Source organism: Phenylobacterium sp., assembly GCF_036263695.1.
Classification (GTDB): Bacteria; Pseudomonadota; Alphaproteobacteria; order Caulobacterales; family Caulobacteraceae; genus Phenylobacterium.
On sequence record NZ_DATAGM010000177.1, the window covers coordinates 1 to 9,185 of the forward strand.

Annotated in this window: 10 protein-coding genes; 5 read left to right on the plus strand and 5 right to left on the minus strand. The window is 67.6% G+C overall.

Going from position 1 to position 9,185, the window contains the following annotated elements; translation table 11 throughout:
- The coding region (locus tag VHK87_RS07215) for a M23 family metallopeptidase (RefSeq protein WP_329634225.1) at positions 1–355 on the plus strand (355 nt) is incomplete at its 5' end.
- On the opposite strand, the gene VHK87_RS07220 is transcribed toward VHK87_RS07215, so the two are convergent.
- From VHK87_RS07220 to VHK87_RS07235, 4 genes are all read right to left on the minus strand, one after another.
- Positions 352–1,098 carry a Sir2 family NAD-dependent protein deacetylase gene (locus tag VHK87_RS07220; RefSeq protein WP_329634226.1) on the minus strand — a complete coding sequence of 249 codons (747 nt, stop codon included), beginning with the start codon at positions 1,096–1,098 and terminating at the stop codon, positions 352–354. The genes VHK87_RS07215 and VHK87_RS07220 overlap by 4 nt on opposite strands.
- Positions 1,091–1,927 (minus strand): LOG family protein, encoded by an 837-nt coding sequence (locus VHK87_RS07225; RefSeq protein WP_329634227.1) that lies wholly within the window; start codon positions 1,925–1,927, stop codon positions 1,091–1,093. Before VHK87_RS07225 ends, VHK87_RS07220 begins: the two co-directional genes overlap by 8 nt.
- A 19-nt stretch (positions 1,928–1,946) precedes the next feature.
- Positions 1,947–2,882 carry an aldo/keto reductase gene (locus VHK87_RS07230; protein WP_329634228.1) on the minus strand — a complete coding sequence of 312 codons (936 nt, stop codon included), beginning with the start codon at positions 2,880–2,882 and terminating at the stop codon, positions 1,947–1,949.
- A gap of 81 nt (positions 2,883–2,963) precedes the next feature.
- Positions 2,964–3,146, minus strand: coding sequence for a hypothetical protein (locus VHK87_RS07235; RefSeq protein WP_329634229.1), 183 nt, complete (start codon positions 3,144–3,146; stop codon positions 2,964–2,966).
- A gap of 267 nt (positions 3,147–3,413) precedes the next feature.
- Between VHK87_RS07235 and VHK87_RS07240 the strand changes: the two genes are divergently transcribed.
- Genes VHK87_RS07240 through VHK87_RS07250 form a run of 3 tightly spaced genes read left to right on the plus strand, consistent with a single transcriptional unit; the run spans position 3,414 to position 8,061 of the window.
- Positions 3,414–5,195: an FAD-dependent oxidoreductase gene (locus tag VHK87_RS07240; RefSeq protein ID WP_329634230.1), complete on the plus strand. Its 1,782-nt coding sequence runs from the start codon at positions 3,414–3,416 to the stop codon at positions 5,193–5,195.
- Positions 5,192–7,009: a 2-oxoacid:acceptor oxidoreductase subunit alpha gene (locus VHK87_RS07245; protein ID WP_329634231.1), complete on the plus strand. Its 1,818-nt coding sequence runs from the start codon at positions 5,192–5,194 to the stop codon at positions 7,007–7,009. Before VHK87_RS07240 ends, VHK87_RS07245 begins: the two co-directional genes overlap by 4 nt.
- Positions 7,006–8,061: a 2-oxoacid:ferredoxin oxidoreductase subunit beta gene (locus tag VHK87_RS07250; protein ID WP_329634232.1), complete on the plus strand. Its 1,056-nt coding sequence runs from the start codon at positions 7,006–7,008 to the stop codon at positions 8,059–8,061. The genes VHK87_RS07245 and VHK87_RS07250 overlap by 4 nt, the downstream gene beginning before the upstream one ends.
- Before the next feature lie 16 nt (positions 8,062–8,077).
- Here VHK87_RS07250 and VHK87_RS07255 read toward each other — a convergent pair whose 3' ends face one another.
- Entirely contained in the window at positions 8,078–8,497 is a 420-nt protein-coding gene (locus VHK87_RS07255; RefSeq protein ID WP_329634233.1) for a hypothetical protein, read from the minus strand.
- Between the two features lie 421 nt (positions 8,498–8,918).
- Here VHK87_RS07255 and VHK87_RS07260 point away from each other — a divergent pair.
- The coding region (locus tag VHK87_RS07260; protein ID WP_329634234.1) for a hypothetical protein at positions 8,919–9,185 on the plus strand (267 nt) is incomplete at its 3' end.

A 9,185-nucleotide genomic window follows, 5' to 3' on the forward strand; every position in this document is an offset into this window, starting at 1 on the left:
CCGGCACGAGGGCGTGGACTATGAGGCGGTAGCCGGTCAAGCCGTGGTCGCCCCGATCTCCGGCTTCGTCAGTCATATCGGCTACGCCTATGGCGATAGCTCGCGGCACCGTTACGTCGAGATCACCAATCCGGCCCTCGGCTACGAGGCCCGCGTCTTCTACATCGACCCGGACGTGAAGGTCGGCGACGCGGTCCGCGTGGGGGCTCCCATCGGCACGGTGCTCAGCCTGCAGGACCGCTACGCCGGCATCACCGACCACGTGCACCTGGAGATCGCCGCGCCCCGCCAGGGCCGCATCGACGCCACCCGCATGATCGCCCAGCGCACCGTCCGCGCCGACCTGCGCGGCTAAGCGACCTTCACCACCTCGCTCATCGCCGGGCCGATTTCATCGTGCAGGACGAGGTCGGCGAGCGGGTCCTGCTCGGTGGGCTCGCGGTTGACGATGGCCAGGCGCGCCCCGTTGCGCTTGGCCATGATGGGAAAGCCGGCGGCCGGATAGACCACCAGCGACGAGCCGAGGACGAGGAACAGGTCGCAGGACAGCGTCGCCGCCTGGGCCCGCTCCATGGGCTCCTCCGGCATCGCCTGGCCGAACGATATGGTGGCGGTCTTCACGATGCCGCCGCAGTGCCGGCACGCCGGGACCTCGCCCCTCTCCAGGAACGGACCCTTCAGCGCCTCCAGCTCGTGGCGCAGACCGCACTCCAGGCAGGTCGCGTAGGTGGCGTTGCCGTGCAGCTCGATGATCTTCTCTGGCGGGACGCCGCTGGCCCGATGCAGGTCGTCGACGTTCTGGGTGATCACCGCCGAGCATTTGCCCTGGGCGACGAGCCTCGCCACCGCATAGTGGCCGGCGTTGGGCGCCCTCCCCGTCCAGCCGGCCCGGCCGCTGAAGGTGCGGGTCCAGGCCTCGCGGCGCTTCTCCTCGCTGGCGACGAACTCCTGGAAGTAGATCGGGCTCATCTTGCTCCACACCCCGCCTGGGCTGCGAAAATCCGGAATGCCGGACTCGGTAGAAATCCCGGCCCCGGTGAACACGACGACGTTGCCGGCGCGCTCGATCATCTGCGCCAAGCGTGAGCGGTCACCCATCGCGCTTCATACTCCCGAACCGGTCGCGGGTCGGCTGGAAGGTCTCCAGCCCGTTGGCCACAAGGATCTCCCAGATCGCCTCGGCGCTCTCCGCGAACTTGAACAGCTCCAGGTCCACCGGATTGATCATCCCTTGCTCCAGCAGGAAGTCGAAGTCGACCAACCTCCGCCAATAGGCCTGATCGAACAACACGATGGGCAGCACCGGCGCCTTGGCCGTCTGGCGGAGGGTGAGCAGCTCGAAGAGCTCGTCCAAGGTCCCGAAGCCGCCGGGAAATACGACCAGAGCGTGGGCCCGCAGCGCCAGGTGCATCTTGCGCATAGCGAAGTAGTGGAAAAGGAAGGTCAGTTCGGGCGTCGAGTACGCGTTCGGCTCCTGCTCGTGCGGCAGGGTGATGTTGAAGCCGATGGACGGGGCGCCAGCGTCGCCGGCGCCTCGGTTGGCGGCCTCCATGACGCCTGGCCCGCCGCCGGTGGCGATCACATTCCGGCGGTAGGGCTCGCCGTGCAGCAGCGCCCCGCCCCGCTCCGAGGCGATCTTCCCGAAGGTGCGGGCCTCCGAATACCAATAGGGCTGCCGGCCCGGCCCGTCCGGTCGGATGCGGGCGGACCCGAACACCACGATGGTCGAGACGATGCCCCACTGACGCAGGATCTGATCGGCCTTGTCGAACTCCAGCATGAAACGAACGCCCCGCATCGACTCCGACAGCAGGAATTCGGAATCGAGCGCGGCAAGCCGGAAGCTTGGTGAGGCGATCTGCGCCTCGTTACCGACGATCTCCTCGACGTGAGGCTGTGGCGGTGGGATTTTCTTGTCGTCAGCCATGCGGGTCAGAACGCACAAGCTAGGCGATGAGGGCCGTGACCTCCTCGACTTCAGCCGGCGTCAGCACCCAGCTTGCTGCGGCCGCGTTGGCCTGCACCTGTTCTGGCTTGGTCGCCCCCGCGATGACGGAGGAGACGACCGGCTGCCCGAGCAGCCACGCGAAGGCGAGCTCCAGCAGATTCTTCCCACGAGCCTCGGCGAAGCTGGAGAGCTTCTCCACCTTCTCGAAGTTGCGATCCGACAGGGCGTCCTGGCCCCGACGACCCCAGGCCGCCAGCCGGGTGCCTTCCGGCGGCGGCTCACCCTTCCTGTACTTGCCGGTGAGCAGGCCCGACGCCAGCGGGAAGAAGGGCAGGAAGCCCAGGCCAAACCGCTCGCACGCCGGCAGCACCTCGCGCGCCGAGCCGCGCTCCAGTAGGCTGTAGAGGTTCTGGGCCGAGACGAACCGCTCCCGGTTCGTCGAGCGGCTGATCCAATCGGCGTCGGCGATCTGCCAACCGGAGAAGTTGGAGTTGCCGAGGTAGCGGACCTTGCCGGCCTTCACCAAGTCGTCCAGCGCCGCCAGGGTCTCCTCGATCGGCGTGTCCGGGTCCGGACGGTGCATCTGGTAGAGGTCGATGTAGTCGGTCCCGAGCCGCTTCAGGCTCGCCTCGACCGCCTGCATGACATAACGGCGCGAGCCGCCCTTCTGGTCGTGCCGCTGGCCCATGGGACTGGCGAACTTGGTGGCGATCACCACCTCGTCGCGCCGACCGCCCAGCGCCTTGCCCAGCATCACCTCGGACTGGCTGCCGCCGTAGACGTCGGCGGTGTCGAAGAAGTTGATCCCGGTGTCGAGGGCGGCGGCGACCACGGCGTTGGTCGCCGCCTGGTCGATGCGCATGCCGAAATTGTTGCAGCCGATCCCGACGGCGCTGACCTTCAGCCCGCTGTTGCCCAGCCTGCGGTACTCCATCCCCTACCCTCCTACGCGTTGGCGCTCTTGCGGCGCGGGCGCGATGGTAGGCGGCGGGCGAGCGTCACCGCAATGGGCGGCTCAGAGCGAACGCAGGATCCGCAGGGCGTCGGGATTTTCGCAGGCGGCGCGGCGCTCGTTGATCTGCTGGAAGAGCGAGAGGCTCGCCGCCTCCTCCTCCGGCTCCAGCCACTGCAGCGCGGCGCGATAGGCCAACTCGTCACTCGATGCGGCGAAGTCGCCAAGCTCGACGTTGAGCGTCATCGATGTCTCCCATCCGGGGGCCTCGTTAATGGATTATCAACTCTGAAACAGTCTGAAACGGAAGAGCTTGGCCTTTGCTCTCACGAACCTTTGAGCGTTGGCAATTCCGTTATCGCCGATCACTTTCGGGGTTGGCGCTCCCGACGATCGGGGCCTACCATGCTTTCCTAGAGATGACGCCGCGTCGGGGCAGGCGAAGGCGCGGTCCGTTCGGGAACACGCCTTCGCCTCCGCGAGAGTAGAGTGTCGCGGGAAGGAAACGGATACGTGCAGCGCACCCGCGCAGAGGGGCCCGAGTACTTTCACAAAGTGGTCGATTGCCAGTGGGCCTGCCCTGCCCACACGCCGGTCCCTGAGTACATCAGGCTGATCGCTGAAGGCCGATACACCGACGCCTACATGATCAACTGGAAGAGCAACGTCTTCCCGGGGATTCTGGGGCGGACCTGCGACCGCCCCTGCGAGCCGGCCTGCCGGCGCGGCAGGGTGGAGGAGGAGCCGGTGGCCATCTGCCGGCTCAAGCGCGTCGCCGCCGACAACAAGGGACCCGTCGCGGACCTGTTGCCCCGCCCCGCCGAGCAGAAGAACGGGTTCCGCATCGCCCTGGTGGGCGCGGGCCCCGCCTCGCTGACGGTGGCCCGCGACCTGGCGCCGCTCGGCTACGAGCTCGTCTGCTACGACCAGGAGAGCAAGAGCGGCGGCATGATCCGCTCGCAGATCCCGCGCTTCCGCCTGCCGGAGGAGGTGATCGACGAGGAGGTGGGCTACGTCGCCCAGCTGGGGCTGGACCTTAGGCTCGGCGAGCGGATCGACAGCCTCAAGGCCCTGCTGGCCGAAGGCTATGACGCGGTGTTCGTCGGCGCCGGCGCACCGCGCGGCCGCGACCTCGACATGCCCGGCCGTCAGGAGGCCGCCGCCAACATCCACATCGGCATCGACTGGCTCTCGTCCGTCTCCTTCGGCCATGTGGACAAGATCGGCCGGCGAGTGATCGTGCTGGGCGGCGGCAACACGGCCATGGACTGCTGCCGCACCTCCCGCCGGCTGGGCGGCGAGGACGTCAAGGTGATCGTCCGCTCCGGCTTCGAGGAGATGAAGGCCTCGCCGTGGGAGAAGGAGGACGCGATGCACGAGGGCATCCCGATCCTCAACTACCTGGTCCCCAAGGCTTTCACTCACGAGGGCGGCCGGCTGACCGGCATGTGGTTCGAGAAGGTGGTCGCCGAATACGATGACAAGGGCCGCCGACGGCTCGTGCCGTCCGGCGAGCCCGACCAGCACTTCGAGTGCGACGACGTGCTGATCGCCGTCGGCCAGGAGAACGCCTACCCTTGGATCGAGCGCGACGTCGGGATCGAGTTCGACGAGTGGGGCATGCCCACCGTCGATCCGGTCACCTTCCAGTCGACCAACCCCAAGGTCTTCTTCGGCGGCGACGCCGCCTTCGGGCCCAAGAACATCATCTGGGCCGTGGCCCATGGCCACGAGGCGGCGATCAGCATCGACGCCCACTGCCGCGGCGCCCGCGTATCGGACCGGCCGCCGCCGATGGCCACCCTGATCAGCCAGAAGATGGGCATCCACGAGTGGAGCTACGATAACGACATCTCCAATGACCGCCGCTACCGGGTGCCGCTGCGCGATCCGGAGGTGGCGCTGAAGGACGTCCGCGTCGAGGTTGAGCTGGGCTTCGACCGCGAGCTCGGTCTGAAGGAGGCGCAGCGCTGCCTGAACTGCGACGTGCAGACGGTGTTCGCCGACACTCTGTGCATCGAGTGCGACGCCTGCGCCGACATCTGTCCAACCGACTGCATCACCTTCATCGCCGAGGAGCCGGAGCCTGAGCTGCGCACCAAGCTGAAGGCCCCTGCCCTCAACCTGACCCAGGACCTGCTGGTGTCGGGCCCGCTGGCCACGGGGCGGGTCATGGTCAAGGACGAGGACGTCTGCCTGCATTGCGGGCTCTGCGCCGAACGCTGTCCCACCGGCGCCTGGGACATGCAGAAGTTCCTGATCAAGACGGCGCAAGCGGGGGCGGCATGCCGATGACCGCGCGGTACAACGACTTCGTCGTCAAGTTCGCCAATGTGAACGGCTCGGGCTCAGCCAGCGCCAACGGCCTGTTCGCCAAGGGCGTGATGCGGATGGGCGTGCCGGTGGCCGCCCGCAACATCTTCCCCTCCAACATCCAGGGGCTGCCCACCTGGTACGAGGTGCGGATCACCGAGGAAGGCCATCTCGGACGCCGCGGCGGGGTCGACCTGATGGTCGCCATGAACCCCCAGACCTGGGACCGCGACATCGCCGACATCGAGAGCGGCGGCTTCGTCTTCTACGACTCCACCAAGCCCGTGCCGGCCTCGGCGTTCCGCGAGGACATCGGCGTCATCGGCGTGCCGCTGACGGCCATGTGCAACGCCGCCTACCAGGTCCCGCGCGAGCGGCAGCTGTTCAAGAACATCATCTATGTCGGGGCCGTGTGTGAGCTTCTTGGCATGGAGTCCGAGGTCTTCGCCGATCTGTTCGCCCAGCAGTTCAAGGGCCGGCAACGTCTGATCGACGCCAACCTCGAGGCCCTGCGCATGGGCCGCGACTTTGTCCGCGAGAACCTCGAACCCCTGCCCCTGCGCGTGCGCCGCGCCGATCGGGTGGGAAACCGGATCTATGTGGAGGGCAACCAGGCGTCGGCGCTAGGCGCCGTCTACGGCGGGGCGACCGTCTGCGCCTGGTACCCGATCACGCCGTCCACCAGCCTGGCCGAGGCCTTCACCGACTACTGCCAGGATCTGCGGATCGATCCCGCCACTGGCAAGGCGCGCTACGCCATCGTCCAGGCCGAGGACGAAATCGCCTCCATCGGCATCGTTGTAGGCGCTGGCTGGAACGGGGCGCGGGCCTTCACCTGCACCTCCGGGCCGGGCGTCTCGCTGATGACCGAGTTCGTCGGGCTGTCCTATTTCGCCGAGATCCCGGCGGTGATCTTCGACGTGCAGCGGGGCGGCCCTTCCACCGGCATGCCGACGCGGACACAGCAGGCCGATATCCTGGCCGCCGCCTACACCGGCCACGGGGACACCAAGCATCCCCTGCTGTTCCCCGCCGATCCCGGCGAGTGCTTCACCATGGGTGCGCTGGCCTTCGATCTCGCCGACCGCCTGCAGACGACCATCTTCGTCATGCTCGACCTCGACATCGGCATGAACGAGTGGCTGGTCGAGCCTTTCCAATGGGACGAGACCCGCAGCCTCGACCGCGGCAAGGTGATGACCCACGAGGAGCTGGAGGCTGGCCGGGACTTCGGGCGCTACCTCGACGTGGACGGCGACGGGATCCCCTACCGGACCTATCCCGGCGTCCACCCGACCCGGGGCGCCTATTTCACCCGGGGCACCAGCCGCAATCCCTACGCCCGCTACTCCGAGGAAGGGACGGTCTACGTCGACAACATGCAGCGGCTGCTGCGCAAGTTCGAGACGGCCAAGACGCTGATCCCGGCCCCGGTGCTGAAGCCCGCAAAGGGCAAGACCAAGGACGGGGTGATCTACTTCGGCTCCACCTCGGCGGCGATGGACGAGGCGCTCGGGGCCCTGGCCGCCCAGGGCATCCGCCTGGATGCGCTCAGGGTGCGCGGCTTTCCCTTCGCCGACGCCGTCTACGAATTCATCGCCGCCCACGAGCGGGTGTTCATCGTCGAGCAGAACCGCGACGCCCAGCTGAAGACCCTGATCGTCACCGAAGGCGGCGTCGACCCGGCCAAGCTGGTTTCGGTGCTGCACTACGACGGCACGCCGATCACCGCCCGGTTCATCGCCGGCGAGATCGCCATGCTGACCGCCACCGGCCGGGTGGAGGCCGCCGAATGACCTACATCCTCAAGCCCCAGCTGCATCACCCCAAGCTGCCGACCAACAGCCTGGGCTATACGCGTCGCGACTACGAAGGCTCGGTCTCGACGCTGTGCGCCGGCTGCGGCCACGACTCCATCTCCGCGGCGATCATCCAGGCGGTGTTCGAGCTGGAGATCGCGCCGCACCGGATCGCCAAGCTCTCCGGCATCGGCTGTTCGTCGAAGACGCCGGACTACTTCCTCGGCGCCAGCCACGGCTTCAACACCGTCCACGGGCGCATGCCCTCGGTGCTGACCGGGGCGAACCTGGCCAACCGCGAGCTGATCTACCTGGGCGTCTCCGGAGACGGCGATAGCGCCTCCATCGGCTTCGGCCAGTTCGCGCACGCCATCCGGCGGGGCGTCAACATGACCTACATCGTCGAGAACAACGGCGTGTACGGCCTGACCAAGGGCCAGTTCTCGGCCACCTCCGACAAGGGCAGCAAGTCCAAGCGGGGCGTCGTCAACCACGACAGCGCCATCGACCTGGTCTCCATCGCGCTGCAGCTGGGCGCGACCTTCGTCGCGCGCTCCTTCTCCGGCGACAAGGCGCAGCTGGTGCCGCTGATCAAGGCGGCGCTGGCCCACAAGGGCGCCGCCTTCATCGACACCCTCAGTCCCTGCGTGCAGTTCAACAACCACACAGGCTCGACCAAGAGCTTCGACTATGTGCGCGAGCACAACGAGGCGGTGAACCGGCTGGACGTGATCGTCGAGCGCGACCCGATCCACGTGGACTACGCCCCCGGCGAGACCATCGAGGTCGCCCAGCACGACGCCTCGGTTCTGCGGCTGCACAAGCTGGCCGAGAGCTACGATCCCACCGACCGGGTCTCGGCGATCGCCTACCTGCAGGCCGCCCAGGCCAGAGGCGAGATCGTCACCGGCCTGCTCTACCTCGATCCCGAAGCCGAGGACCTTCACGACGGCCTCGGGACGGTCGAAGCGCCCCTCAACGCCCTCGCCGATGCAGAGCTCGTCCCTGGCGCCGCGGCGCTGGAGCGGATCAACGCCGCGCTGAGGTGATCGCTGTGCGAGGTCCCTAGTTCTGCGGCGGCGGCGCTGCCGGCAGCGCGATGTCGGCGTCTGTGTCGACGTAGGCGGGGATCCGCTGGCCACGCGGCACTTCGATGTCCTTGCCTTTGAAGAGCAGGCCCAGCGGCCCGAACAGGACCGTCAGCACCACGGTTGTTCCGAGCCGTCCTTCGCCTTCACGGTTCCGGCTCCCACGAAGCCGGATCCGGGTGTCGCCCACACGGATGTAGTTGAGATTGACGTTGAGCTCTCCGGCCTTGCCCATGAAACCACGCTTCTGCGCATGGGTGACCTCACCGACGCCGCGGTAGCCTGCCGGAATGACCCGGCCGCCGCCAAGGTCGATCTCTTCGTCGAGGCTGATCGAAAAGCGGTCGCCCGCCGCATTGCTCGCTGACGAAAGGAAGTCTTCGATCCGCACGAACACCTCGGTTCCCTCTGGCACCTTGACCATACCACTGGCCGGTGCAGCAGCTGCGGGCGCAGTAACCGCAGGGATTACAGGAACGACGGGCGGCGCGGCCGGGGTTGAGGTAGCCGGCACGGGTTCGGCCACTGTTGTTGGCGGTTGTGGGATCGCCGGGGCGGGCGGACTGAGCGGCTCTGGAGAGGCAGGCGCCTGAGCCTGTGCCGGCGCACTCGCCAGCGCGCCCGCCATCACGGCGAGTGCGCAGTTCTTCATATAACCCACAGAATTCCCCCCCCGGCGCAACCACGCCGTAGCTTGATACGGCCGGAACAACGCCTGGCGGTCAACAGCAAACCAGCCGGACCTGAAGCCGCGATCACGCGGCTGGACAAGGGTTGCCCTCAGTCGCACCCTCATCAGCGGACGGGGGAGGCGCGACATGCTCAGGCGCACGTTGTTAGCCGCGCTGGCGGCGGGGCTCGCCGGATGCAGCGGCGGGCTTGTTGACGAGGGGGCGGAGACCACGGCGCGCCACGCCTTCGATCTGCTGCTGGCCCGCGACTACACCGGGCTGGAGGCGATGTTCACGCCGCAATACCGAGGCCCGCAGATGCGCGAGACCCTGCAGCTGATGCGCGCGGCCGTGCCCGACGGTACGCCGACGTCGGGCAAGCGGATCGGCTGGCACGTGGAAGCCACGACGGAC

Excerpts from the sequence above, each read along its gene's own strand:
- VHK87_RS07220 (WP_329634226.1), bottom strand. The coding sequence starts at position 1,098 with ATGGGTGACCGCTCACGCTTGGCGCAGATGATCGAGCGCGCCGGCAAC.
- VHK87_RS07225 (WP_329634227.1), bottom strand. The coding sequence starts at position 1,927 with ATGGCTGACGACAAGAAAATCCCACCGCCACAGCCTCACGTCGAGGAG.
- VHK87_RS07230 (WP_329634228.1), bottom strand. The coding sequence starts at position 2,882 with ATGGAGTACCGCAGGCTGGGCAACAGCGGGCTGAAGGTCAGCGCCGTC.
- VHK87_RS07235 (WP_329634229.1), bottom strand. The coding sequence starts at position 3,146 with ATGACGCTCAACGTCGAGCTTGGCGACTTCGCCGCATCGAGTGACGAG.
- VHK87_RS07245 (WP_329634231.1), top strand. The coding sequence starts at position 5,192 with ATGACCGCGCGGTACAACGACTTCGTCGTCAAGTTCGCCAATGTGAAC.
- VHK87_RS07250 (WP_329634232.1), top strand. The coding sequence starts at position 7,006 with ATGACCTACATCCTCAAGCCCCAGCTGCATCACCCCAAGCTGCCGACC.